This window comes from Bradyrhizobium sp. SZCCHNR2028, from assembly GCF_032380995.1.
Lineage (GTDB): Bacteria > Pseudomonadota > Alphaproteobacteria > Rhizobiales > Xanthobacteraceae > Bradyrhizobium.
This window is the reverse complement of record NZ_JAUHJF010000006.1, coordinates 285,391-310,060: the sequence shown is the minus strand read 5'-3', so window position 1 is coordinate 310,060 and position 24,670 is coordinate 285,391. Positions and strand designations below refer to the sequence as shown.

The 24,670-nt window shown below is 66.5% G+C and carries 20 protein-coding genes and 1 pseudogene; 10 read left to right on the top strand and 11 right to left on the bottom strand.

Annotated elements, in window-relative coordinates; all coding sequences use genetic code 11:
- Positions 1-42 precede the first annotated feature (42 nt).
- Positions 43-1,044, top strand: coding sequence for an adenosine kinase (locus QX121_RS13420; RefSeq protein WP_315812167.1), 1,002 nt, complete (start codon positions 43-45; stop codon positions 1,042-1,044).
- Between the two features lie 186 nt (positions 1,045-1,230).
- Here QX121_RS13420 and QX121_RS13415 read toward each other — a convergent pair whose 3' ends face one another.
- Positions 1,231-2,424, bottom strand: a complete 1,194-nt coding sequence (locus QX121_RS13415) for a serine hydrolase domain-containing protein (protein WP_315812166.1) — start codon at positions 2,422-2,424, stop codon at positions 1,231-1,233.
- A gap of 343 nt (positions 2,425-2,767) precedes the next feature.
- On the opposite strand from QX121_RS13415, the gene QX121_RS13410 reads away from it, so the two are divergent.
- Together QX121_RS13410 and QX121_RS13405 are read left to right on the top strand one after the other, a co-directional pair.
- A complete protein-coding gene (locus QX121_RS13410; RefSeq protein ID WP_315758115.1) occupies positions 2,768-3,088 on the top strand; it encodes a hypothetical protein in 321 nt (106 codons plus the stop codon).
- Between the two features lie 153 nt (positions 3,089-3,241).
- Positions 3,242-4,732 carry an NAD-dependent succinate-semialdehyde dehydrogenase gene (locus QX121_RS13405; RefSeq protein ID WP_315812165.1) on the top strand — a complete coding sequence of 497 codons (1,491 nt, stop codon included), beginning with the start codon at positions 3,242-3,244 and terminating at the stop codon, positions 4,730-4,732.
- Positions 4,733-4,749: 17 nt separating this feature from the next.
- Here QX121_RS13405 and QX121_RS13400 read toward each other — a convergent pair whose 3' ends face one another.
- Both QX121_RS13400 and QX121_RS13395 read right to left on the bottom strand, forming a co-directional pair.
- Positions 4,750-5,352, bottom strand: a complete 603-nt coding sequence (locus QX121_RS13400; protein WP_315812164.1) for a hypothetical protein — start codon at positions 5,350-5,352, stop codon at positions 4,750-4,752.
- A gap of 141 nt (positions 5,353-5,493) precedes the next feature.
- A complete protein-coding gene (locus tag QX121_RS13395) occupies positions 5,494-5,631 on the bottom strand; it encodes a hypothetical protein (protein ID WP_315812163.1) in 138 nt (45 codons plus the stop codon).
- A gap of 40 nt (positions 5,632-5,671) precedes the next feature.
- Here QX121_RS13395 and QX121_RS13390 point away from each other — a divergent pair, with 40 nt between their 5' ends.
- Both QX121_RS13390 and QX121_RS13385 read left to right on the top strand, forming a co-directional pair.
- Complete coding sequence (locus tag QX121_RS13390; protein WP_315812162.1) at positions 5,672-6,361, top strand: phytanoyl-CoA dioxygenase family protein; 690 nt, start codon at positions 5,672-5,674, stop codon at positions 6,359-6,361.
- Between the two features lie 47 nt (positions 6,362-6,408).
- On the top strand, positions 6,409-7,038 hold the full coding sequence (locus QX121_RS13385; RefSeq protein WP_315812161.1) for a glutathione S-transferase: 630 nt from the start codon (positions 6,409-6,411) through the stop codon (positions 7,036-7,038).
- Positions 7,039-7,063: 25 nt separating this feature from the next.
- Here QX121_RS13385 and QX121_RS13380 read toward each other — a convergent pair.
- Positions 7,064-7,393: pseudogene (locus tag QX121_RS13380) on the bottom strand (uroporphyrinogen decarboxylase); the annotation flags it as partial.
- A gap of 210 nt (positions 7,394-7,603) precedes the next feature.
- On the opposite strand from QX121_RS13380, the gene QX121_RS13375 reads away from it, so the two are divergent.
- Together QX121_RS13375 and QX121_RS13370 are read left to right on the top strand one after the other, a co-directional pair.
- Entirely contained in the window at positions 7,604-8,269 is a 666-nt protein-coding gene (locus QX121_RS13375; protein ID WP_315812160.1) for an HAD hydrolase-like protein, read from the top strand.
- A 121-nt stretch (positions 8,270-8,390) separates the two neighbouring features.
- Positions 8,391-9,068 (top strand): nitroreductase, encoded by a 678-nt coding sequence (locus QX121_RS13370; protein ID WP_315812159.1) that lies wholly within the window; start codon positions 8,391-8,393, stop codon positions 9,066-9,068.
- 1,158 nt (positions 9,069-10,226) lie between these two features.
- Here QX121_RS13370 and QX121_RS13365 read toward each other — a convergent pair.
- Entirely contained in the window at positions 10,227-11,141 is a 915-nt protein-coding gene (locus tag QX121_RS13365) for a phosphoribosylaminoimidazolesuccinocarboxamide synthase (protein ID WP_315812158.1), read from the bottom strand.
- 42 nt (positions 11,142-11,183) lie between these two features.
- Entirely contained in the window at positions 11,184-12,101 is a 918-nt protein-coding gene (locus QX121_RS13360) for a pirin family protein (RefSeq protein WP_315812157.1), read from the bottom strand.
- A gap of 140 nt (positions 12,102-12,241) precedes the next feature.
- Between QX121_RS13360 and QX121_RS13355 the strand changes: the two genes are divergently transcribed.
- Entirely contained in the window at positions 12,242-13,318 is a 1,077-nt protein-coding gene (locus tag QX121_RS13355; RefSeq protein ID WP_315812156.1) for a helix-turn-helix domain-containing protein, read from the top strand.
- 141 nt (positions 13,319-13,459) lie between these two features.
- A complete protein-coding gene (locus tag QX121_RS13350) occupies positions 13,460-14,866 on the top strand; it encodes a serine hydrolase (protein ID WP_315812155.1) in 1,407 nt (468 codons plus the stop codon).
- An 8-nt stretch (positions 14,867-14,874) separates the two neighbouring features.
- On the opposite strand, the gene QX121_RS13345 is transcribed toward QX121_RS13350, so the two are convergent.
- Positions 14,875-16,245 (bottom strand): MmgE/PrpD family protein, encoded by a 1,371-nt coding sequence (locus QX121_RS13345; RefSeq protein ID WP_315812154.1) that lies wholly within the window; start codon positions 16,243-16,245, stop codon positions 14,875-14,877.
- Positions 16,246-16,366: 121 nt separating this feature from the next.
- Between QX121_RS13345 and QX121_RS13340 the strand changes: the two genes are divergently transcribed.
- Positions 16,367-17,509 (top strand): FUSC family protein, encoded by a 1,143-nt coding sequence (locus QX121_RS13340; protein WP_315812153.1) that lies wholly within the window; start codon positions 16,367-16,369, stop codon positions 17,507-17,509.
- A 5-nt stretch (positions 17,510-17,514) separates the two neighbouring features.
- On the opposite strand, the gene QX121_RS13335 is transcribed toward QX121_RS13340, so the two are convergent.
- The 4 genes from QX121_RS13335 to gyrB all read right to left on the bottom strand — a co-directional run bounded on the left by QX121_RS13335 (position 17,515) and on the right by gyrB (position 24,268).
- A complete protein-coding gene (locus QX121_RS13335) occupies positions 17,515-18,900 on the bottom strand; it encodes an MATE family efflux transporter (RefSeq protein ID WP_315773303.1) in 1,386 nt (461 codons plus the stop codon).
- An 804-nt stretch (positions 18,901-19,704) separates the two neighbouring features.
- Positions 19,705-20,184, bottom strand: coding sequence for a DUF2867 domain-containing protein (locus QX121_RS13330; RefSeq protein ID WP_315775790.1), 480 nt, complete (start codon positions 20,182-20,184; stop codon positions 19,705-19,707).
- 179 nt (positions 20,185-20,363) lie between these two features.
- Positions 20,364-21,659, bottom strand: a complete 1,296-nt coding sequence (murA, locus tag QX121_RS13325; protein ID WP_315715017.1) for a UDP-N-acetylglucosamine 1-carboxyvinyltransferase — start codon at positions 21,657-21,659, stop codon at positions 20,364-20,366.
- A gap of 173 nt (positions 21,660-21,832) precedes the next feature.
- Positions 21,833-24,268, bottom strand: a complete 2,436-nt coding sequence (gene gyrB / locus QX121_RS13320) for a DNA topoisomerase (ATP-hydrolyzing) subunit B (protein WP_315735528.1) — start codon at positions 24,266-24,268, stop codon at positions 21,833-21,835.
- Positions 24,269-24,670: the final 402 nt, after the last annotated feature.

The following is a 24,670-nucleotide window of genomic DNA, read 5'->3' as shown; positions in this document are numbered from 1 at the left end:
TAGGCCGCAGCGTTTGCAAAACGCCGTAAACGGGGCCAGTGGATGACTGACGCGAAATACGATGTTCTCGGGATCGGCAACGCGATCTTCGACGTGCTGGTGCATGCCGATGAAGCCTTTCTCGCCCGGCACGGCATGACCAAGGGCAGCATGGCGCTGATCGACGAGGCCCGCGCGGCCGCGATCTATGCCGATATGGGCCCGGCCACCGAGATGTCCGGCGGTTCGGGGGCCAACACCATCGCTGGCCTCGCCAGCCTGGGCGCGCGTGCCGCTTACGTGGGCAAGGTCAAGGACGACCAGATCGGCCGGATGTACAGGCATGATATCCGCGCCGCTGGCGTGACCTTCGATACCGCGCCCGCTGCCGACGGCCCGGCGACCGGCTGCTGCTACATCCTGGTGACCCCCGACGGCGAGCGCACCATGAACACCTATCTGGGCGCCGCGCAAAATCTCACCGCCGCGGACATCGATCCCGCGCAGATTGCGGCGGCGCGCTTCATCTATCTCGAAGGTTATCTGTGGGACCCGAAGGACGCCAAGGATGCGTTCGTGAAGGCGGCGGCGATCGCGCATGACGCCGGACGCGAGGTCGCGCTGACCTTGTCGGATTCGTTCTGCGTCGATCGCTATCGCGAGGAGTTTCTCGACCTGATGCGCGGCGGCACCGTCGATCTCGTCTTCGCCAACGAGGCCGAGCTGCATTCGCTGTACCAGACCGCGGATTTCGACGGCGCCCTGAAGCAGCTGCGTGAGGACGCCACGCTCGGCATCGTCACCCGCAGCGAAAAGGGCTGCGTCGTGGTGTCGAACGACGGCGTGATCTCGGTGCCGGCGCATCCAATCGAGAGCCTGGTCGATACCACCGGCGCGGGCGATCTGTTCGCCGCCGGCTTCCTGTTCGGGCTGGTGCGCAAGACCGGCTACGAGATGGCCGGCCGCCTCGGCGGCCTCGCCGCCGCCGAGGTGATCCAGCACATCGGCGCAAGGCCCCAGGTGTCGCTGAAGGAATTGGCGGCCCAGAACGGACTGAAGGTGTAGGTCGAAGCTGTGGTCACGCGTTCTTTTTCACCGGAGACACAACTCTCTCCACTGTCATGGCCGGGCTTGACCCGGCCATCCACGTTTTATTGAGCTGCGGGACCGAAGACGTGGATGCCCGGGCCAAGCCCGGGCATGACGCCAACTAACTCATTCCGAGCTCACTCCGGTCAGTTGGCAGTCTGCTCACGCCGCCTTCTGTCCGCCCGCGGCATCGAGTCCGGCATAGACCCCGCGCTCGAAGCCTGCAAACGTCTCCAGGCACAGCCGGTCTGCGAACGGCAGGAGCTGCATCAGGATCACGCCGGTGACGTCGCGCGCCGGATCGATCCAGTAGTAGGTGTTGGCGAGGCCGGCCCAGGCGAGGCTGCCGGCACTGCGGCCTTCCGGCGTCTGCGCCGTCGTGATCATGAAGCTCAAGCCCCATTTCTTGACGATGTCGGGATAGAGATCGACGTCGTTGGTCACACCGGGCACCGCCGCGGCCATCTTCGTCATCTCCAGCTCGCCGATATGGTTGTCGCGCATCGCCGCGATCGTCTCAGGCTTGAGCACCTGGTTGCCGTTGCCGCGGCCGTTGTTGAGGATCATCCGGGTGAAGCGGACGTAGTCGCCGGCCGTGCCGTAGAGCCCGCCGCCGCCCATGTGGAATTCCGGCTCCTGCTCGAGCTCGAACGGGATCGGCGCCAGGGTGCCGTCCTCGCCGCGCGCATGCATGCCGACCAGGCGGGCGCGCTGCGACGGGCCGAGCTTGAAGCCGGTATCGTCCATGCCGAGCGGCGCGAACAGATGGTCGCGCAGATAGGCGTCGAGGCTCGAGCCGCTGACCGCCTCGATCGCCTTGCCGACGAAATCGATGTTGATGCCGTATTCCCAGCGCGTGCCGGGATCGGAGGCGAGCGGCAATTTGAGAGCGTCGTTCTTGCAGGTGATGATGCCGGGCGTGCCGGCCTTCTGCACATAGGTGGCCATGTCGCCGTTCCACATGTCGTAGCAGAAGCCGGCGGTGTGGGTCATCAGATGGCGCAGCGTGATCGCGGTCTTGGCCGGCCGCAGGATCGGCTCGCCATTGGCGTCGAAACCGTCGAGCACCTTGGGCGCGGCGAGGTCGGGCAGCACCGCGCCGATCGGGGCATCCAGCGACAACCGGCCCTGCTCGACCAACTGCATCCCGGCCGCGCAGGTGATGGCCTTGGTCATCGAGGCGATCCAGAACACGCTGTCGGCGGTCATCGGATCGTCGCGGCCGAGGTCGCGCTTGCCGAAGGCGCCTTCATAGATGATGCCGTTGCTGTCAGCGGCGACGGCGACGACGCCGGGAATCTCTCCCGCCTCCGCCTTCTGCCGCAGCACGCCGTCGATGTCGGTCTTGTTCTGCATGGTCTCCTCCGTTCCGTTCTTGATGACGGTAGGCGATTGTTCCTCGGGCCGGCCCGGCCAGCAAGGACAGTCGGTCGAACGGCCGGTCGCGATCTCGTGATGATGCGGCGCGGACGAAGCAGGCGGGGACAACAGCGCCGCGGCAAGGCCACAGCGCTTCAATTTTTCGCCAGAATCATGATTAGTTCCACCCAGCCGCGAGGCCGACACATGGGGGCCATGTTCCCACCATGGGCTTGCGACTGTTGTGAGTTGCAACCATTTTTGCATTAAAGGGTTGAAGGATCGGCTTTTTCGAGCCGATGACGTGTTTTTGGCGGCAATGTCCGCCGTTGGGGGCGATATGATTTCGACGTGGAGCGAGTGGAAGCGGTATCCCCGCCCGGGGCGCGGTGACAATATCGAGGCACCGATCACGCCCGGCATCTATGAGGTGCGCATCGCTGCGACCGGTGCGCTGTATTCGTTCGGTGCGGTCGACAATGTGGCGCAGGCGCTGGCGCTCTTGCCCGTCGGCCACAAATCGTGGTTCGGGCGCCGCGATCCCGCCTCCTTGCCCGATCTCGAATACCGCACCTGCGCGACCTCGACCAAGGCCGACGCCAAGGCGGCGGCGGAGCGCATGATCGGCCGCCGCGAGACTTATTTGAGCGGCGCGGCCTGATCCTGGTCGACCCCTCATCATTCAGCATTTGGTGCCGTACAGGCACGGATCGCCGGATCGAATGTACCGTTGAGGAGGGGCACGAGCCGTGCGCCTCGGCCGGCGCGTGGCTATATTCGGGGGAAAGATCGCTCGTTTTCGAGGAGGAACCCGATGACACCGCCCGCCGCCCGCGCCTCCACTGCCGCTCCGAGCCTGCGTGACCGCCTGAAGGATCCGTCGCTGCTGCGCGAGCAGTGCTACATCGATGGTGCCTGGGTCGGCTCGCCGGTGTTCCCCGTCGTCAACCCAGCCACCGGCGCCGAGCTCGCCAAGGTGGCGCAGCTTGGTGCTGAGGAGACGACGCGGGCCGTCGAAGCTGCCGCGCGCGCGTTCCCGGCTTGGGCCAGGCTGACCGCCAAGCAGCGCTCCAATACCTTGCGCAAATGGTTCGAGCTGATCACGGCCAACCGCGAGGACCTCGCGCTGATCCTCACCTCCGAGCAGGGCAAGCCGCTGACGGAGGCGCTCGGCGAGGTCGACATCGGCGCCGCCTATATCGAGTTCTTCGCCGAGGAGGCGCGCCGCGTCTATGGTGAGACCATCCCAACCCAGAAGCCGGATGCGCGCCTGTTGGCGCTGAAGCAGCCGATCGGCGTCTGCGGCGCCATCACGCCGTGGAATTTCCCGAACTCGATGATCACCCGCAAGGTGTCTCCCGCGCTCGCCGCCGGCTGCACCGTGGTGCTGAAGCCGGCCAACGAGACGCCGCTGTCAGCGCTGGCGCTCGCCGTGCTGGCCGAACGCGCCGGCTTGCCGAAGGGCGCGCTCAACATCATCACCGGCGATGCACCTGACATCGGCAAGGTGCTGTGCGAGCATCCGTCCGTGCGCTTCGTCGGCTTCACCGGCTCGACCGAGGTCGGCAAGATCCTGTATCGCCAGTCCGCCGGCACGGTGAAGAAGCTCGGTCTCGAGCTCGGCGGCAACGCGCCGTTCGTGGTGTTCGACGATGCCGACGTCGATGCGGCTGTCGAAGGCGCCATGGTCTCGAAATATCGCAACATGGGCCAGACCTGCGTCTGCGCCAACCGCCTCTATGCGCAGGACGGCATCTACGACCAGTTCGTCGAGAGGCTCGCCGCCAAGGTCGCGGCGATGAAGATCGGCGACGGCACCGAGGCCGGCGTGACGCAGGGCCCGCTGATCAACGAGGAAGCGGTCGAGAAGGTCGAGCGCCACATCGCCGATGCGGTCAAAGGCGGGGCGAAGGTCGTCACCGGCGGCAAACGCCATGCGCTCGGCCGCACCTTCTTCGAGCCTACCGTGTTGTCGGACGTGAAGTCGGACGCGCTGGTCGCGCAGGAGGAGACGTTCGGCCCGCTCGCGCCGGTGATCCGGTTCAAGGACGAGGCCGACGTCATCGCGATGTGCAACGCCTCGCCGTTCGGTCTCGCCTCCTACTTCTACGCCCGCGATCTCGGCCGGGTCTGGCGGGTCGCGGAGGCGCTGGAGTCCGGCATGGTCGGCGTCAACACCGGCCTGATCACGACAGAGGTGGCGCCGTTCGGCGGCGTCAAGGAGAGCGGCCTCGGACGCGAGGGCTCGCACCACGGCATCGAGGAATATCTCGAGATCAAATATGTGATGATGGCGGGGGTGTGAACTTTGGACGCCTGCGCTCAGGCCGTCTTGGGCAGCTTGTCCACCGGCACCATGTAGGACTTGTTGCCGACCTGGTAGATGACCTTGCCGGTCTTGCCGTCGTCGGTCGAGATCTGCGTCTGGCCGAACATGATGACGTTCTTGTAGACGATGCCGGTGCCCTGGCGCGTCACGCCATTGGCGGTGACGCTGACCTGCGCCTCCTTGCCGTTGACGGACAGCACGCGAAAGCTCGCGCTCATTCCGTTCTCGCCGGAATAGCCGGCCCAGCTCCCGGTCAGGTTGCTCTGTTCGGCGGGAGGCGCCTGCTTTTCCAGCATCGCCGTGGCCTTGCCGCCGCCGGACGAGAACAGCAGCACCGCGTTCTTGCCGTTCTTGGTGCCGAGCGTGACGGACCCGAAGTCGATGGTCGAGCCGTTGACCTGGCCGATGCCGCGCTCGGTCCGTCCATTGTGGGTGTATTCCACCGTCGCCGCGGCGCCGCGAATGTTGACGACCTTGAAGCTCACCGCCTGGCCACTGGCAGTCCAGCTGCCTTTCCATTCGCCGAGCAGGTTGCTCTGGTGATAGACCCGCTCCATCGCGGGAGAGATCTGGCTGGTGCTTTGGACGATCGCCATGTGCTCTTCCGAAAAGTCTGAACGCTCTCTTCTCTATGTTTCTGATCGTTGCCGTCTGTTGCAAGAAGATGTAGGTCGATGAGGTTAACGGGTGATTAATGGCGCCTTGCCGGGCCGATGCGCCGCGCGCGACCTATCGCCTCAATGCGGGATCTCCTTCAGGCTCAGCCGTCGCGCCGTCATGTCACGGCCGTAGCCGGATGAACGCAAGCGCGCGCCGCCACGCGCCGTGCCCATCCAGGACAGCCGCTTGCCGAGAGCCGTCTGATCATCGACCATGCCGAATGTTTCCACTGACCTCGAGATTGCGAGCTCAACCATGACCGCGGCACCCGCGCGCGCCGGCGTCGGCCGGCTTTCTGAAGCCGACGCGCATCGGCTGGAGGAGGACGGTTATCTGCTGCTGCGCGGTGCGATCCCGGCGGACTGGATCGCGCCACTGCGCGATGCGTTCGAGTCCGGCACGCTGCCCTCGGAGCAATGGCCGGTGCCGCGCGGCCGCGACTGGCGGCACGCCATGGTCGATCTCGATGCGACGGTGCAACAGGTCTGCCGCCTGCCGGTGATGCTTGCCGCCGTGCATCATGTCCTGAAGGCGCCGTTCTTCCTCGGCCAGGTCGAAGGGCGCGAGCCGTGTGCCGATGGCGGCGCGCAGCCGCTGCATCGCGACAGCGTCGAGCGCCGGCGCACCGATTCGGTCTCCGCGCTGGCCTTTCTCGATTCCTTCGGCCCCGACAATGGCGCCACGCAAGTGGCGCCAGGCTCGCATCGCCCCGACACGGACGATGCGCAGGCCGCGTCCTCGGCGTTCGTCACGGCGGGCGAGGCCGGCGACATCCTGCTGTTCGACGTCAACATGCTGCACGGTGCGACGCGCAACCGCAGCGGCGCGCGCCGCCGCTCACTGCTGATCACCTACGCCACATGGGTGCAGCTGGACGAATGGCGCCGGACCCGCGCCTTGCGTGCGGTGCGCATGGATCAGGACGAGATCTTCGGCGCCGAGTAGCGGCACCATCCCGCTGCTTCCAGCCAAATCACGCAGAGAGGACGCTCATGAGGCTGTACGATTCCGCGACCGCGCCAAGCCCGCGCCGCGTGCGCATCTTCCTTGCGGAGAAGGGCCTCACGATTCCCACCGTTCAGCTCGACCTGCGCGCCGGGGAGCAGTTTCGGCCGGAATTTCGCGCGCTGAACCCGCAATGCACGGTTCCGGTCTTGAAGCTCGACAGCGGCGCTGCGATCACCGACATCTTCGCGATCTGCCGCTACGTCGAGGAGCTGCATCCCGAGCCGGCTCTGATGGGACGCAATGCGGAGGAGCGCGCCGTGATCGAATGCTGGGTCCGGCGGATCGAGTGGGACGGCATCTATGCCATTCAGGAAGCGTTCCGAAACAGTGCGCCGGGGCTGGAGAGCCGCGCGCTGCCCGGCCCGCTGCCGCTCGAGCAGATCCCGGCGCTCGCCGAGCGGGGGCGTCTGCGCGTCGCGCACTACTTCGCCTGGCTCGACGCGCGGCTGGCCGATCACGCCTTCGTCTGCGGGCCGGACTTCACCATTGCCGACATCAGCGCCATGGTGACGGTCGATTTCGCGGCCCGCGCCAAGCTCGACCCGCCGGATCATCTCCGCCATCTCAAGCGATGGTACGGCGAGGTGTCGAGCCGTCCGAGCGCAAAGGCTTAGGCCGGCCGTGCGGCGCGCGAGACCGCAGCGGCAGGTTCGCGCGCCGGGCCTTGAGGTTCCACAGCGCGATGTCGAGCGCCGACAGCGCCAGCACGGTCGGTCCGCCGCGTCCGCCATGATGCAGGCCCCACCACACCCGCTGCCAGATCGCCTCGGTGTCGTCGGCCTCGTGACTCGTGATCAGTTTGGGAATCTCCCGTCCGAGGATATCGGCGACGGCGCCGCCATTGCGGCCGACCATGTAGGTGTAGCCCACGCCCTCCGCGCCGTCGGCATCGCGCACACGGCAGGTGTTCAGCTCGAATTCCGTCATCTCGCCATGCGTGCTGTCGGACAGCGTCACGCCGAGCGGAATGCGTTAGAGCCCGGTTTCGATCGTCGCGATCTGCGCCATCGGCGTGGGTCCTTCCCTGGAGTTACCTGACAGGGTAGGCCTGCGGCGGACCGCGGGCAGTTGTTCATGCCATCGGCCTGATGCATCCGTTCGAGCGGCGGAGCCGATGCCTGCGTGAGCGCGGGGCGGAGCGGTCGTTTACGCTTCTCGCGGCCGCCGCTATGATTGGACATGTCTTCGGTTCACTCTGTCCTGCTCGACCTCGACGGCACCCTCATCGACTCCCAGCCCGGCATCGCCGCGAGCACCCTGGCGGCGTTGCGCGCGCTCGGGCATGCGCCGGACGAGACGCTCGATATCCGCAGTGTCATCGGGCCGCCGCTGCAGGACATGTTGCGGACGCTGCTGCTGGCCTATGACGACGATCGGGTCGACGAAGCGGTGACCGCCTATCGCCAGCATTACGGCGAGAGCGGACTGTTCGGCAGCGAACTCTATCCCGGCATTCGCGACGCGCTGCACGAGATGCATGGCGCGGGCTTGCGGCTCTATCTCGCGACATCCAAACGGGAGGTGTTTGCGCGCCGCATCCTTGAGCATCTCGATCTTGCGTCGCTGTTCGACGCCATCCACGGCTCGGTGCCGTCAGGCATGCTGGACCACAAGCCGGAGCTGCTCACGCATATTCTCACTGAGCGGAATATCGCGCCGTCCCAGGGGATCATGGTCGGCGACCGCCGCCATGACATTGCTGGCGCCCACGCTGTCAGGATGCGCAGCCTGGGTGTGCTCTGGGGCTATGGCAGTCGCGACGAGCTCGAGACGGCCGGCGCCGACCGCCTCGTGGAAAGTCCCGCCGATCTTGCGCGCGCCGTGCTGTCGATGCTGAAGGTCTAGCTCGATCACAACCCCCTGTGTTCGCGACACCCCGATCGGTTCGCGCGTCAACCTTGCACCGGAACCGGAAAGCCGCGAATATTCGCGGCAGATCAGTTGTCATCACGGGACTATCACACACATGCAGTTCGACGACGTCATCCTCGGCCGCCGCAGCATCCGCGGCTACAAGCCCGATCCGGTGCCGCGGGCGCTGATCGAGGAGATCATCGGGCTGGCGATGCGCGCGCCGTCGTCGATGAACAGCCAGCCCTGGAATTTCTACGTCATCACAGGCGAGCCGCTGAACCGCATCCGCGCCGGCAACACCGAGCGGATGGTCGCCGGCGTCCCGCAGTCGCGTGAATTCCGTATCGGCCAGCCCTTCGCGGGCGCGCATCGCGAGCGCCAGGTGCAGGTCGCCAAGCAGTTGTTCTTCGCCATGGGCATCGCGCGCGACGACAAGGACAAGCGACAGGACTGGGTGCTACGCGGCTTCCGCCAGTTCGACGCGCCGGTCTGCATCATCGTGACCTATGATCGTGCGCTCGATGGCAGCGACGATACGCCGTTCGACTGCGGCGCCGTCACCAATGCGCTGGTCAACGCCGCCTGGTCGCGCGGCCTCGGCGCCGTCATCAACAGCCAGGGCATCATGCAATCGCCCGTGGTCCGCGAGCACGCCGGCATCGCCGACGATCAGGTCATCATGAAGAGCGTCGCGCTCGGCTGGCCCGATCATGATTTTCCGGCCAACGCCGTCGTGTCCGAGCGGAAGTCGGTGAAGGAAGCGACGGTGTTCGTCGGGTTCGAGGACTAGACGGGCATCTCGGGGACCGCAGGGGACAACAGACGCCGTGGCTTCGACAGCTCGAAAAATCACACATGCCTTATTGGATCAGACGGATACTTCTCAAGTCTGGAGAGCTCGTTACCGAGAAGGAGCTTCGTCGCGATGAAAGTTATTGCGAAGGTATCGCGCCGGTCGTCGGAGAGGTTCTGACCGTGCACTGTCGCGGGCGGACGTTCCGCGCGGAAGTCGTCTGGGGAAACTGGCCCGGACGAGGTCATTCGGCCGATATGGTCGTGCCGCTCCGCGTCAAAGAGATCTAGCAGAAGAAACTCCGGCCAAAAACGAGCCTGGTCAGGGCGTCATTCGGCGCTGCCGATCGAGGCGAGGAGCACACGTCTTGCGTCAGCTATCGAAAAATTTGACGTCGAATTCCTCTTGCAGGATTTTGTTGTTGCTATTTTTCCGAAGTCGTGCTCTTATCCGCGCATCCCGTCCTCATGCAGAGGGACGTACGCGTCGTCACGATACGTAGAGGCGGGAGCGGTGGCCGCGTGCCTGTCAGGCGCTCTTGCGCTGACGAATGGCAGCGCGCGGACGGTCAAGCCGTGTGGTCCTGGCGCCCCGATGCTGGCGCCAAGCTCGCGATGACGTTCGTGCGGTGACGCTCGTTCGGTCGTGGCGGGCGACGGGGGCAAACAAGCCGGTCCCCGGGGAGAGTACGGAGCAGCCGTTAAACCCATCGCGCAGGGAGGGCCGGGATGTCTCGGCTGAACCTGTGGTACCTGCCGCCTGCATTTTTTTGAGCAGGCGGGCCATGGGGGCAGCCAGCTCCCGGCCTTCCCTGCGCCCTCGGCATTTTCGAGGGTCTTGATGCGATCACCTCGGGTGCGATGGCGCCGCGGGATGTGTTGATGCGTCTGTGCGCATCATGATCGTCTCGTCGAGTGGTCCCCCACCTCCGACCCTCCCCGCAAGGGGGAGGGGAGAAGAGAGAGCGAGCCTCTCGCCAAATTCACTCGCAGAAGAGCGGAGAAGTTTCGTGTCAGCGAAGAACGCGGCCGCGGATTGGCCCCTCCCCCTTGCGGGGAGGGGTCGGGGGGGGTCCCCGAAGCACTCTGTTAGTTATGAGCTCCTACGAGATAGCTCAAACCCAAGCGCGAACGTCGACGCGTGAACCTGCGATCCTCAGATCTTCAGCTCACTCCCCGTCACCCGCTTGAACGCTTCGAGATAGCGCTGGCTGGTGGCATCCACCACGCTCTGCGGCAAAGGCGGCGGCGGGGCCTCGCCGTTCCAGCGGCCGGCCTTGCGCTCGGCGTCGAGATAGTCGCGCAGCGGCTGCTTGTCGAAGCTCGGCTGCGGCCGGCCCGGCTGATAGGCATCGACCGCCCAGAAGCGCGACGAGTCGGGCGTCATCACCTCATCGATCAGGATGATGTGACCGTCCTTGTCGCGGCCGAACTCGAATTTTGTGTCGGCGATGATGATGCCCTGTTCGCGGGCGAGCGCCTCGCCGAGCGTATAGACCGCGCGCGTCATGCTCTCCAGCGTGTAGGCCGTCTCGTCGCCGACCACCTCGCGCATCCGCGCGATCGTGATGTTCTCGTCATGGCCGGTCTCGGCCTTGGTCGCCGGACTGAAGATCGCGGGCTCCAGCTTCTGACTCTCGACCAGGCCCGCAGGCAGCTGCTCGCCGGCGAGCGTGCCGCTCGCCGCGTATTCCTTCCACGCCGAGCCGGAGAGATAGCCGCGGATCACGCATTCGATCGGAAACACATTGGTGCGCTTGCACAGCATCGCCCGGCCGAGAATCTCCTGCCGGTGCGGCTTGAGCTCAGGCACTTGGTCGATGATCTCGTCGGTGTCGGCCGAGATCATGTGGTGATGCACCACGCCTTCGAGCGCATTGAACCAGTAGGCCGAGATCTGCGTCAGCACCGCGCCCTTCATCGGGATGGTTTCGTTCATCACGACGTCGAAGGCGGAGATGCGGTCGGTGGTGAGCAGCAGCACGCGGTCGTCACCGACGGCATAGATGTCGCGGACCTTGCCGCGGCCGATTTTCGGGAGCGGCAGATTGCTGGTGAGGAGCGTGGTCATCGTGCGGGGCTTTCGAAACGGGAGCGTTGCGCTCTCAATAGCCTATTCCGGCAGCGGAATGAACTCGTGCTCCTGGGGAACGGCGGCGAAGCGGCCGGTTTTCCAGTCCTGCTTGGCCTGCTCGATGCGCTCCTTGCTGGAGGAGACGAAATTCCACCACACGTGGCGCGGCCCTTCCAGCGCGTCGCCGCCGAGGAACATCATCCGGGTCGGCTTGACCGTGCGCACGCTGATGGCGTCTCCAGGGCGGAAGATCAGCAGCCGCGGTCCTTCGTGGCGTTCGCGCGCGATCTCGACCTCGCCGTCGACGATATAGATCGCGCGCTCCTCGTGGTCGGGATCGAGCGGCACGACCGTGCCGGCCTGCGCGGTGACCTCGACATAGAACCAGGGCGAGACCATCGTCACCGGCGAGACCGCGCCGAACGCGCGGCCGGCGATGATGCGCGCGGAGAAGCCGGTGTCGCTGACCGTCGGCAGCGCGTCGGCCGCATAATGCTGGAAGCTCGGCGCGATCTCTTCGGATTCGACCGGCAGCGCGATCCAGCTCTGCAGGCCCAGCATCTTCTGCCCGTTCTGCCGCTGCAGGTCGGGCGTGCGCTCGGAATGCGCGATGCCGCGGCCCGCCGTCATCAGGTTCATCGCGCCGGGCTGGATCTCGCGGACGTTGCCCTCGCTGTCGCGATGCATGATGGCGCCGTCGAACAGATAGGTGACGGTGGCAAGCCCGATATGCGGATGCGGCCGCACGTCCATGCCCTTACCGGACATGAACTGCACCGGGCCGAAATGATCGAAGAAGATGAACGGCCCGACCATCTGCCGGCGGCCATGCGGCAGCGCGCGCCGCACCGCAAAGCCGTCGCCGAGATCGCGGGTGCGCGGCACGATGACGTGCTCCAGCGCGTCGCACGAGGTGGGATCGCCGAACTCGGGATCGATCGATGGCTGCCAGCTCATGGGGCGCTCCTGCAATGTGGTCGCGCCAGCTTAGCAGCTTTGCTGAGGCGACGGCAGGGCAGGAGGTCGCCGCGTTTGCTTGATTTGAACGGAGCGAAGCTGCGGCCTAGAGTTCCGCCGCTGACAATGGACTTGTGACGATGACGCTCGAAAGCCTCGATCTCGCGCTTCGCGCCGCCGCTATCGCGCTGCTGGCCGTGCTCGCCGTCGCGCTGGGACGCGATCTCGGCAGGCAATGGCGCGGCCGGCTCGCGATCGCGCTGGCGCTGGGCTCGGCCGCGCATGCGGCGACCTTCAACATCGGCGGCACGGCTGCGCCATCGCTCGCTTCCGCGCCGCTGATTGCGCTGGCGACCGCCGATATCGTCGTGCTCTGGCTGTTCTGCCGCGCGCTGTTCGACGACGGCTTTGCGTTGCGTTGGCTGCACGGCCTGATCTGGCTCGCGGTGTTCGGCTTCAGCCTGCTGAGCTGTCTCGTGCTGGGGCCTGCCGGACATGCACGGTTCGTGATCGTCGCCAATAATGTGCTGGCTCTCGGCTTCCTTGGCCTAACCTTGGCGCAGACCATCCGCTCCTGGGCGGTGGATCTCGTCGAGGGGCGGCGGCACGTCCGCGCCTTCGTCGTGATTGCGTCGTTGTCTTACGGCGGTGTCAACGCGCTGCTGCAGATGGCGTCCGCCGGCAGCGGGCCGTCGGAGCTCGCCAATGTGATCAATGCGGCGATGTTCTTGGGCGTGGTCGGCGCCGTCGCGCTGATGCTGCTCCAGGTCGGGGCAGGCGACGTCTTCGCGCCGGAGACCCCGCAGGTCGAGACGCCGAGCGTGGCAGCGGCTACCGCGGTCGTCCCAGGGGCGGAGACGGCGGCCAACCGCAAGCTGGTCGACGCACTGATGCGGCTGATGGCGGACGAACGGATCTATCGCCAGGAGAACGTCACGATCGGCATGCTGGCGACGCGGCTCTCCATTCCTGAATACCGGCTGCGGCGGCTGATCAATGGCGAGCTCGGCTACCGCAATTTCAATACCTTCCTCAACGCCCACCGCATCGAGGAGGCCAAGGCCGCGCTGGCCGATCCCGCCCAGGCCGAGGTGCCCGTGATCACCATCGCGATGGACGCCGGGTTCCAGTCGCTTGGGCCCTTCAACCGCGCCTTCAAGGCGGTGACCGGGGTGACGCCGACCGAGTACCGGCGCATGAGGCTGGCCGCAGCGTGATGTTCTCGGCATTGAAATCACGGAGGAATTCCGAAATCGGCGAGGTTGTTGTGGGCTTCGGCAAGTGCGCGTTTCGAAATCGGCGAGCGGCAGGGCTGCGCTTGCGGTGTCGTCCCGCCGGTCCACTTGCCGGAGCTTTCCATGACCCGCCGCCGCCTGCTGCCCGTCCTCGTTTCGACCGTCGCCCTGACCGCCCTCGCTTTGGGCGCCGCCCGGGCGCGCGACGTGCCCCAGGTGGCGACAGGCTTCATCGCCAGCGTGCTGTGCTCGGAGACCTTCGTCTCCGGTCTCGACCCGGATCGCACGCTCTCCGAGACACGGGCCGCGATGCCGGGCGCCGGCCTGCTGAGCTGGGCGATGGACATCCGCATCGATCGCGCGGCCAAGGATGTCACCGTGACCCTGCTCGGGCTCGGCCGGAGCCACGCGGTGTTTCGCGACGGGCTCGGCTGCCATATGGATCATGGCGAGGCGCAGGGTTGGCCGACAATCCGGCCCGCTGCTCCGCAGCCAGCCTTGCTGCCCGACATCGCCCCGCAACGTGCCGTAACTCCGGTCACCCCAGCCCTCGCCGCGGCGCTCGATCGCGCCTTCGCCGAGCCGGAGGTGCCGCCGTTCCGGCGCGCACATGCCGTCGTGGTGATGAAGGACGGCAAGGTCATCGCCGAACGCTACGCGCCGGGCTTTGCGGTCGACACGCCGCTGCTCGGCTTCTCCGCGACCAAGTCGATGACCGCGACCTTGATCGGCATTCTCGTCCGCCAGGGCAAGCTCGCGCTGCATGCGCCCGCGCCCATCGCGGCGTGGCGCGACGACAAAGATCCGCGCCACGCCATCACCGTCGATCACCTCTTGCGCCACACCGCAGGCCTCGCGCTCGGCAGCTCGCTGCAGGCCTCGCTGTTCTCGGCGCTCGAGCCGGTCAACCGCATGAAATTCGTCGAAACGGACCGCGCCGCCTTCGCCGAAACCATGCCGCTCGAAACCACGCCGGGCGCGGTCAGCAATTATCACGACGGCAACACCGTCATCCTCTCTCATCTCATCCGCGACGCCGTCGGCGGCAGCGCTGCGGATGTGCTGCGTTTTGCGCATCGCGAGCTGTTCGATCCGCTCGGCATGACCAGCGTCACCCTCGAATTCGATGCCGCCGGCACACCGGAGGGATCGAGCCAGATGCTGGCCTCGGCGCGCGACTGGGCGCGACTCGGCCAGCTGTATCTCGACGACGGCGTCGTGGCTGGCCGCCGCATCCTGCCCGCCGGCTGGGTCGCGTATGTCAGCGCGCCGACACCCGGCGCGTTCGTCGGCCTCGGCGCCGGCTTCTGGACCAACAGTGGCGACAGCTTTGGCGCCAACTACCGCAGCTCCCATGGCTGGCCGCGCGACGCGTTCTTCGCCAAGGGCACGCTCGGCCAATATGTCATCGTCGTCCCGTCGGAGCGTCTCGTCATTGCGCGCTTCGGGCGCACCGTGAACTGGCCGCCGGAGGCCGACGGCGTGGCGCAGCTCGTGAGCGACGTGATCGCGGCGACCCATGGGGAATGACGCATGCGCTACGCTCTCCCCAGCTCGGCGGCCTGCGCGACACGGTCGAACCGCTCCAGCGACAGGATCGCATCGGCGAAGCTCTGCGCGCGGTTGCTCAGCACCGGCCGGGCGAGCGTCAGAAACTTGTCGCTCATCGCCTGCGCCGAGGGGAACGAGGTCGGCTCGCCCGAGGGATCGTCGTGCAGCCGCTCGTGCACGCCGTCTTCCGTGGTGATGGTGACGCGCGCGCCGAACGGATGGCTGCGGCCGACCTCCAGCCTGTCGTCCTGCACGACATCGAACTTGTCGGCGAGCGCATTGATCGCGGTGTCACCCAGCCTGACGTAGTCGTCCCAGCCGAAGCGGCCCTGGTCGAGCGCCAGCGCGCCGGTGAAGAACATCGAGAACTGGCCGCCGACGATCGAGGTCGGATGACGTTTGGTCGCGGCATCGCCCGTCAGCGTGATGCCGTTGCGATGCAGGCCGATCTCGATGCGCTTGACCTGGTCCGGCGTCAGATTGTGCTCGCGGCGCAGCGCGATGATGGCGTCGATCGCTGCATGGGTATAGCGGCAGCTCGGATACGGCTTCACGCCGATCTTCATCGTCTCATAGGTGGTGCCGAGTCCCGCCACGGCCTTCTCGTGATGCGGCGTGTCAGTATAGCCGACGAGGAGGCCGTGCTTGCCCTCGACGGATTCGATCGCGCCGACGAAGTCGTTCTTGGCGAGCGTCGCCGCGATCACGCCGTTCATCGCCGACGCGCCGACCTGATAGCGCTTGTTCCAGGCGCCGTTGACGAGAAACTGCAGCGAGCCCGCGGCCTGGCTGCCGGACACGCCGAAGGCGTAGATCAACTGCTGCTCCGACAGGCCGAACAGCTTGCCGGCAGCGGCGGCCGCGCCATAGGTGCCGGCGGTCGCCGTCGGGTGGAAGCCGCGGGCATAATGCGAGGTCGGATCGAGCGCGTTGCCGAGCCGGCAGCACACCTCGTAGCCGGCGACGATGGCGGTCAGCACCTCGCAGCCGGACGCGCCGACCATCTCGCCGACGGCGAACGCGGCCGGCACCACCGGCGCGCTCGGATGCAGCGAGGAATCGGCGTGGGTGTCGTCGAAATCGAGCGAATGGCCCATCGTTCCGTTGAGCAGCGCCGCCACCGCCGGCGTCCAGGTTCTGTTGTCGCCGAATACGGTCGCCTCGCCCGCCGCATCGAGCTTCAGCGCCGCCAGCATCTTGACGATGGACGGCGTCGATTCCGCCTCGCGCCGGGCCCGGATGGCGCTGCCGAGGAAGTCGAGCGTCAGCACCTTGGCGCGGTCGAGCACCTCAGGCGGGATATCGTCATATTTCAGCTCCGCGACATAGGCGGCGAGCGTTGCGGTTTCCTGGGCCATCGTGTTTCCTCGCATCGTTGCAATGACCGTAGGCAAGCCGATTCCGCCTTTCAAGCCGGTTCGGCCGGGTGGGGAGCTGCCATGCCGGGATCGCGCTGGTGCTGTTCGAGGTGAGCGACTGATGATGTCCTTGAAGCGGCTGTTCGGCCGGTTGCGCGCCCGCAAGGCGCCGATGTCGCTGGCGGTTCGCGGCACGGTGGCGGCGACGCTTGCCTTCGCCATCGCCACGGCTTTTCAATTGAAGCTGCCGCTGTGGGCGGTGCTGACGTCGTTGATCGTGACGCAAGGCAGCGTGGGGCGCTCGCTGAAGGCAACGCGCGACTACATGTTCGGTACCATCGGCGGTGCCATCTATGGCGGCGCCATCACGGTCTTCATCCCGCATTCGGGCGAGCTGCAACTGCTCGGCATGCTGATCCTGGCGGTGACGCCGCTCGCTTTCGTCGCCGCGATCAATCCCAGCCTCAACGCCGCCACCGTGACGGCGGTCATCGTGCTGCTGGTGCCGACGATGGGCCATCTCGATCCGCTCGGCTCGGCGATCGACCGCGTGTTCGAGGTCGCGGTCGGCGCGCTGACCGGCCTCGCCGTATCGTTCATCGTGTTGCCGTCGCGCGCGCATGTGCAGATGCGTGCCGCGGCGGGGCGTCTGCTCGAACTGATTGCAGCCGCCTTCACCGAGCTGCTGGCCGGCCTGTCGCGCGGCCGCGACAACGACGCGCTGCATCGGATTCAGGACGGCATCGGCACCGCCCTGACCGAGTTGAACGCGACCGGCGCCGAGGCCGAGCGCGAGCGCTCGGCGCGGCTGTCCTCCGGCGCCGATACCGGCCCGCTGCTGCGGACGATCCTGCGCCTGCGCCACGACGTCGTGATGATCGGCCGTGCCAGCGTGGTGCCGCTGCCATCCGAGCTGCAGGCGCGCTTGTCGGGACCGGTGTCGCGCGTCAGCGATGCCATCGCGAGCTATCTGCGCGGCTGTGCCGCGGCCATCCGCAACGGCTCCGGCCCGCCGGCGATCTGGCCGATCCACGTCGCGGTGAAGGCCTATGCGGAAGAGGTCGCCGCCGTCCGCAGCGACGGTCTCACGCGGGGCCTGCCGGGTGACGCCGCCGAGCGCTTCTTCGCGCTCGGCTTCTCGCTGGAGCAGATGCGTCAGAACCTGATCGACCTCGAGCGCGTCGTCGCCGAATGGGCGGGCGCGTCGACCGGGAAGCCGCATCGACCGGAGCGCGACGAGACGCCGGATACAGCGGGGGCCTGATCTCCTCATCGCGACAACCGCAGGAAGCGCAGCACCAGTAGGGCCGCATAGATGGCGGTGCCGATCGACAGCCCGATCCAGATTCCAATCGCGCCGAGCTTGGTGTGCAGGCCAAGCACGTAGGATGCGGGAAAGCCGATCAGCCAATAGCCGAGCACGGCGAGCAGCAGCGGCACGCGCGTGTCCTTGATGCCGCGCAGCGCGCCGACCGCGATGGTTTGCAGCGCATCGGTGATGAAGAAGGTCGTGCCGACCAGGAGCAGCGTGGCGGCGAGTGCCGCAGTCGCCGCGGCATCGGCGAGGCCGGCGCCAAGAAACAGCTGCACGATCTCGAACCGCGCAAGGATGATGCCGAGCGTGAACAGCATGGCAAGGACGAGGCCGAGCAGCATCGCCATCAGGCCGGCGCGGCGCACACCGTGCGCATCGTTGCGGCCGGCCGCATGGCCGACGCGCACGGTCGCGGCCATGCTGATGCCGAACGGCACCATGAACAGGATCGCCGTGATCTGCAGTGCAATCTGATGCGCGGCGAGAGCGGCCGTGCTGATCAGTCCCATCAGGATCGCCGCCGCCGAGAACAAGCCATATTCGAGCAGGAACGACAGCGAGATCGGAGCGCCGATGATCAGGAGCTGCCGCATCAGCCGCCAGTCGATGCGCCCGAGCCGGGCCAGGACATGATAGTCGCGGAACGGCGGGCGCAACGCGGCGAACCACAGACCGGCAAGAAACGTTCCCAGGTTGACGGTCGAGGTGGCGAGGCCGACGCCGGTCAGGCCGAGCTGCGGAAAACCCCAGTGGCCATAGAGCAGCGGATAGACCAGCAGCGCGTTGAGCGGGATCGCGGCCAAGGTGATCCAAAGCACCGGCTCGGGGCGGTTGACGGCGCCCATGAAGCTGCGCAGCGCCAGGAACCACAGCATCGGCGCAATGCCCCAGGCGAGGCCGGCCAGATAGTCCTGCGCGAGATGCGCCACGCCCGGCGCCTGTCCGAGTGCGAGCAGGATGACCTCGCCGTTCAGCGCGATCAGCATGATCGGCAACGCGATGAACAGCCCGGCCCACAGCCCGACGCGCAGCGCGCGCCGGACCAGCCCGGCATCGGCCGCGCCGAACGCCTGCGCGGCGAGCGGCGCCACCGCGGACATCAGACCCATGCCGAAGGTCGAGCCGACGAAGTAGACGGTGCCCGCTAACGCGGCCGCTGCAACGGCATCGCCGCCGAGACGGCCGATGAAGGCGAGATCAGTCGACATCATCGCGATCTGCGACAGCTGCGTCAGCGCCATCGGCGCGGCGAGGCGGACCGTCTCCCAGAGTTCGAGCGCGAGAGAAGGTGTCGGCGCCGCCGGCGGCGGCGCGTGGTCGGTTCCGGCTGTGGAGGTCATGATCGAGGCTATAGCAGTCCCCGCAGTATCGTGCACATCACGCCGTCGTCGTCATGGGCGGTGCGAGATGCGAGCGACGCGGCAACATCATCGTTAGAGCTTGGGTTCGCGACGTCGGCCATCGCGGACTGCTCTCGTGCCGAACCAGATCGGATCGGACGGCCACACACGTTCCCGCGGCACGGCATGCCCGGGTGATGCTCGATTTGCTCCCCTCGAACAGGAAGAGGGGCAGGGAAGGCCGGGTGCTTGACCACACCCATGGCCCGCCTGCAAAAGAAGTAGCAGGCGGCAGTCACCACAGGTGGGCCGCACATCCGGCCTTCCCTGCGCCATGGTTGGAACGGCTTATACGTACTCTCCCCGGGGACCGAGCTTGTTTGCCCCCGTCACCTTGCGGATCGCCCGCCGGCTTGACCTCAGCATCGGGAGGCCAGGACCATACGATTTCGCCGTACACGGCCGCTCCTTCGTCCACGCGCCAGCCTCGAGGAAACCTCAAGTGCGCGCTGTGAGCCGCCGCATCCATCGCATCCCACCCTCAACGTCCGTGACGATCGCGAAGCGCCCCTCTCATGAGGACGGGATGGCCGCAGTATTTCTGACTTTCGGAATAAAAGCAAGCGTAAAATTCGGAAAGGCGTGAATAGTGAAATCGCGGCTTGGCTGATAGCTCCGCAGTTCGATGTGTTCACCGTCATTGCGAGCGCAGCGAGGCCAGTCAGATTGCCTCCGCGGAGCTCCGGATTGCTTCGCTGTGCCCTCGCAATGGCGGCGGGAAGTGAGTGAAACGCTTGCGCGGAATCAGGCGGCCGTTGCGACCTGCCGGAGCATCGCTTTCACGACGAGGCGGTGAAACGGCTTGATGACGGTGAGATAGACGCGGCCGAGAACGTTGTGGGTCTGCACCAAAGTGGTCGCTGTCACCTGCGACGTTGCGCGATGAGAGGAGACGTCGACCAGGACGCGAAAGTCCAGATGCTTGTCGTCGAAGCCGAGCACGAGCCGTGCCGGCGTTTCGTCGACGACCGGAAACATCCCGATCAGAGGACGTGGGTTGTCTGGGTCCGCGCCCGAGGTCTTCAGACCGAAGGGCCTGACCAGCAGGTTGCGGAGCTTCAGGAGCGCCGCCATCCACCAGGGCGCGTGGCCGAGCATGCGCTCGGCCGCCGTGCGGGCATCGATGTCCGGCTCGTCAATCGTGATGCGAAAGGCATCGGCGAACTCCGCGCCCGCGAGCCATCTGGTACGGTCGATGTTGGGAGTGATCTCGCTGATGGCCATGTGCAGTGAGCCTCACATGTCACGGTTGTGCCCGCGCTGTGCGCGATGCGGAGCATCATCGCACGCTCATGTTCGCGAAGCCAGCGCGCGAATGGCATAGCGCTACGGCCGGTCATTCGTCATTGCTTCGCTTCGCGCCTCGCTCGCAACGACGTCGGAGAAATGCTGCGTGAATGGCGCTACCGCCCGCGTTCCGGCACGCGCGTGATCTTGGCGCCGAGCGCGTTCAGCCGCTCGTCGATGCGCTCGTAGCCGCGCTCGATCTGGTCGGCATTGTCGATATACGAGGTCCCCTCGGCGCACAGCGCGGCCAGCAGCATGGCCATGCCGGCGCGGATGTCGGGGGAGACGACGCGGGCGCCGCGCAGGCGGCTCGGGCCGGCGACGATGGCGCGGTGCGGGTCGCACAGCACGATGCGCGCGCCCATCGAGATCAGCTTGTCGACGAAGAACATCCGCGACTCGAACATCTTCTCGAACATCAGGATCACGCCCTCGCATTGCGTGGCGGTGACGAGTGCGATCGACATCAGGTCGGCGGGAAAGGCCGGCCAGGGCTGGTCCTCCAGCTTCGGTACGTGGCCGCCGAAATCGTCCTTGATCCGCAGCGTCTGCTCCGAGGGCACGATGAGATCGTCGCCGGCAACCTCGCAGACGATGCCGAGCCGCTCGAAACCCATGCGGATCGAGCGTAGATGCTCGGTGCCGGCGCGCACGATGCGTAAGGGAGAGCGCGTCACGGCGGCAAGGCCGATCAGCGAGCCGACCTCGATGTGATCGGGCTGGATCGAGTAGCTCGCCTGGCCGAGCGTGCTGGCGCCATGAATCACCATCGTGTTGGTGCCGATGCCCTCGATATTGGCCCCGAGCGCCACCAGGAAATGCGCAAGGTCCTGCACGTGCGGCTCGGAGGCGGCGTTGCGCAAGTAAGTCGTGCCGTGGGCGGCCACCGCGGCCACCAACGCGTTCTCGGTCGCGGTGACACTGGGCTCGTCTAGGAAGACGTCGGCGCCCTTCAGGCCGGAGGCGCGCAGCTCGATCTTGTCGGTCGCGGTGACGGTGGCGCCGAGCTGCTCGAAGGCGAGGAAATGGGTGTCGAGGCGGCGCCGGCCGATGACGTCGCCGCCTGGCGGCGGCAGCGCCACTTCGCCGCAGCGGGCGAGCAGGGGCCCTGCCAGCAGGATCGACGCGCGGATGCGCGCACAGAGGTCCGGATCGAGGTCCGCGGCGCGGATCTCCTTGGCATGGATCGTGAGCCTGTTCCGGCCGCGCCATTCGGCGGAGGCGCCGACCGAGCGCACCAGCTCGACCAGCGTCTCGGTGTCGCGGATGCGCGGCACGTTGTCGAGCGTGACCGGATGCTCGGTCAGCAGCGCGGCGGCGATGATCGGCAGGGCGGCGTTCTTGTTGCCGGACGGCTCGATCGCGCCCTTGAGCCGGTGACCCCCCTCGACGATGTATTGAATGGGCGCCATGCGCGAAAAGTCCGTTCTGAGATGGTGATTCGCCCGGGGACCGGCGAAAGCGGAACATCGATCTTCAACGGAATTAACACGGAAGGGACGGGCAGGCCACTGCTCCGCAGACTCAGGGTACGCCTGGTCGTCTATCGCGCCAGTGCGCGGTATCCTCGGGCTGGACGTCGCGACTACACGTCCACGTTCGCCGAAAGCGAGTTGTCCTGGATGAACTCGCGGCGCGGCTCGACCACGTCGCCCATCAGCTTGGTGAAGATGTCGTCGGCCTCGTCGACCTCCTTGACCTTCACCTGCAGCAGGGTGCGCGCGTCGGTGTCGAGCGTGGTCTCCCAGAGCTGTTGCGGGTTCATCTCGCCGAGGCCCTTGTAACGCTGCATGTTGATGCCCTTGCGGCCGGCATCGGTGACCGCCTCGAACAAATCGACCGGGCCATGGATCACGGTCTGGACGTCGCCACGGCGCAAGGCGCCGGGCTTCGCATAGGCCTCCTGCAGGCGGGCCGCATATTCGTCCAGCTTGCGGGCATCGACGGACGCGAGCAATGCGTCGTCGATGACTGCGACGTCCTTGACGCCCCGCACGGTGCGCTCGAAGGTGAAGCCCTGGCCCTCGACGAAGTGGCCGATCCAGCCGCGCTCGACCTCGTCGGCCAGCACGTCGAGCCGTTTTGCGATGTAGGCGGCCGCGGCGTCCGCCGTCGGGATATCGCGGGTGATGTCGGGGCGCAGGACGCCGGCGATCGCGGCCTGCTCGACGACCTTGCGGTCGTAGCGCGTGTGCAGGTTGCGCAGGATGTTGCGGACGAGACGCGCTTCCTCGACCAGCGCCAGGAGGTCGCGGCCCTTGCGCTCCTCGCCTTCCGCGGTCTTGAACACGCAATCGTCGAGGCCGGTGCCGATCAAATAGTCCTCGAGCGCACGCTCGTCCTTCAGGTACTGCTCGGACTTGCCGCGCGTCACTTTGTAGAGCGGCGGCTGGGCGATGTAGAGGTGGCCGCGATCGATGATCTCGCGCATCTGCCGGTAGAAGAAGGTCAGCAGCAGCGTGCGGATGTGGGCGCCGTCGACGTCGGCGTCCGTCATCACGATGATCTTGTGATAGCGCAGCTTGTCGATCGAGAACTCGTCGCTGATGCCGGTGCCGAGCGCGGTGATCAGGGTGCCGATCTGCTCGCTCGACAGCATCTTGTCGGGGCGCACGCGCTCGACATTGAGGATCTTGCCGCGCAGCGGCAGCACCGCCTGGAACTCGCGGTTGCGGCCCTGCTTGGCGCTGCCGCCGGCCGAGTCACCCTCGACGATGAAGAGCTCGGACTTGGCCGGATCCTTCTCCTGGCAGTCGGCGAGCTTGCCGGGCAGCGAGGAGACGCTGAGCGGGCTCTTGCGGGTCAGCTCGCGCGCCTTGCGCGCGGCCTCGCGTGCCGCCGCGGCCTGGATCACCTTGCCGACGATCGTCTTGGCCTCGCCCGGATGCTCCTCGAACCAGGCGGCGAGCGCCTCGTTCAACACGTTCTCGACCACGGGCCGCACCTCCGAGGACACCAGCTTGTCCTTGGTCTGCGACGAGAATTTCGGATCCGGCACCTTCACGGAAAGAACGGCGGTGAGACCCTCGCGACAGTCGTCGCCGGTCAGCGCGATCTTCTCCTTCTTCGCATTGGCCTCGGCGTAGCCGTTGACCTGGCGCGTCAGCGCGCCGCGAAAACCGGCGAGATGCGTGCCGCCGTCACGCTGCGGAATGTTGTTGGTGAAGCACAGCACGTTCTCATGATAGCTGTCGTTCCACCACAGCGCCGCTTCCACGGTGATGCCGTTGACCTCCGAGCGCACCATGATCGGTGCCGGGACGATCGCCTTCTTGTTGCGGTCGAGATATTTGACGAACTCCTCCACGCCGCCGTCGTAGCGCATCTCTTCGCGCTTCTCGACCGCGTGGCGCATGTCGGAGAGCACGATGTTGACGCCGGAATTCAGGAAGGCGAGCTCGCGCAGGCGATGCTCGAGCGTGGCGTAGTCGTATTCGACGTTCTTGAACGTCTCCGTCGAGGCGAGGAACGTCACCTCGGTGCCGCGCTTGCCCTTGGCCTCGCCAACCACCTTCAGCGGCGCAATCGCGTCGCCATGGGCGAACTCGATGAGATGCTCCTTGTTGTCGCGCCAGACCCGCAGCTGCAGCTTGCTCGACAGCGCGTTGACCACGGAGACGCCGACGCCGTGCAGACCGCCGGACACCTTGTAGGAGTTCTGGTCGAACTTTCCGCCGGCATGCAGCTGGGTCATGATGACCTCGGCGGCGGACACGCCTTCGCCCTTGTGGATGTCGACCGGAATGCCGCGGCCGTCGTCGCGTACGGTGACCGAATTGTCCGGATTGAGCACCACCTCGACCGCAGTGGCGTGACCGGCCAGCGCCTCGTCGATCGCGTTGTCGACGACCTCGTAGACCATGTGATGCAGGCCGGAGCCGTCATCGGTATCGCCGATATACATGCCCGGGCGCTTGCGCACGGCATCCAGGCCCTTCAACACCCGGATCGATTCTGCGCCGTATTCGTTCGCGGTTGCAGGCTCGTTGTCGGCGATGGTTTGCCGGGCGGGTTCGGTCATGTGGGGCCTTCGGAAGGGGTGGTCGAATCGGCATTGCAGATCGCATGCCGAGAGCGCTCTTTCTCTCACGAAAGAAGCCACGCGCCTAGCGCAAAGTGGCCCGTCGTAAGACATTGAAGAGATAGCGCTTTTTAACGGTTTTTCAAGGCCTGGCGAGGGTCGTTTTCGTCCCCTCCGAAAGCCGGATTCTGGCCCTTCTCGCGGCTGGTTTTGAGGCGTGCAGCGGGGCGCTTTCGCGTGCGATTCAAGGCACGAGTCACGCGTGACGCGGCAGGCGCCTCCTCAGTAGAGCGGTAGCGGCAGGGCGGTGCCACCCGGGCCAACCATCAGGCCCGAGGCACGCCGGCGGCGAGCTCCAGCGTGTCGCTCACGGCGGGCCGCCGGGCGATCTTCAGTCGCCGA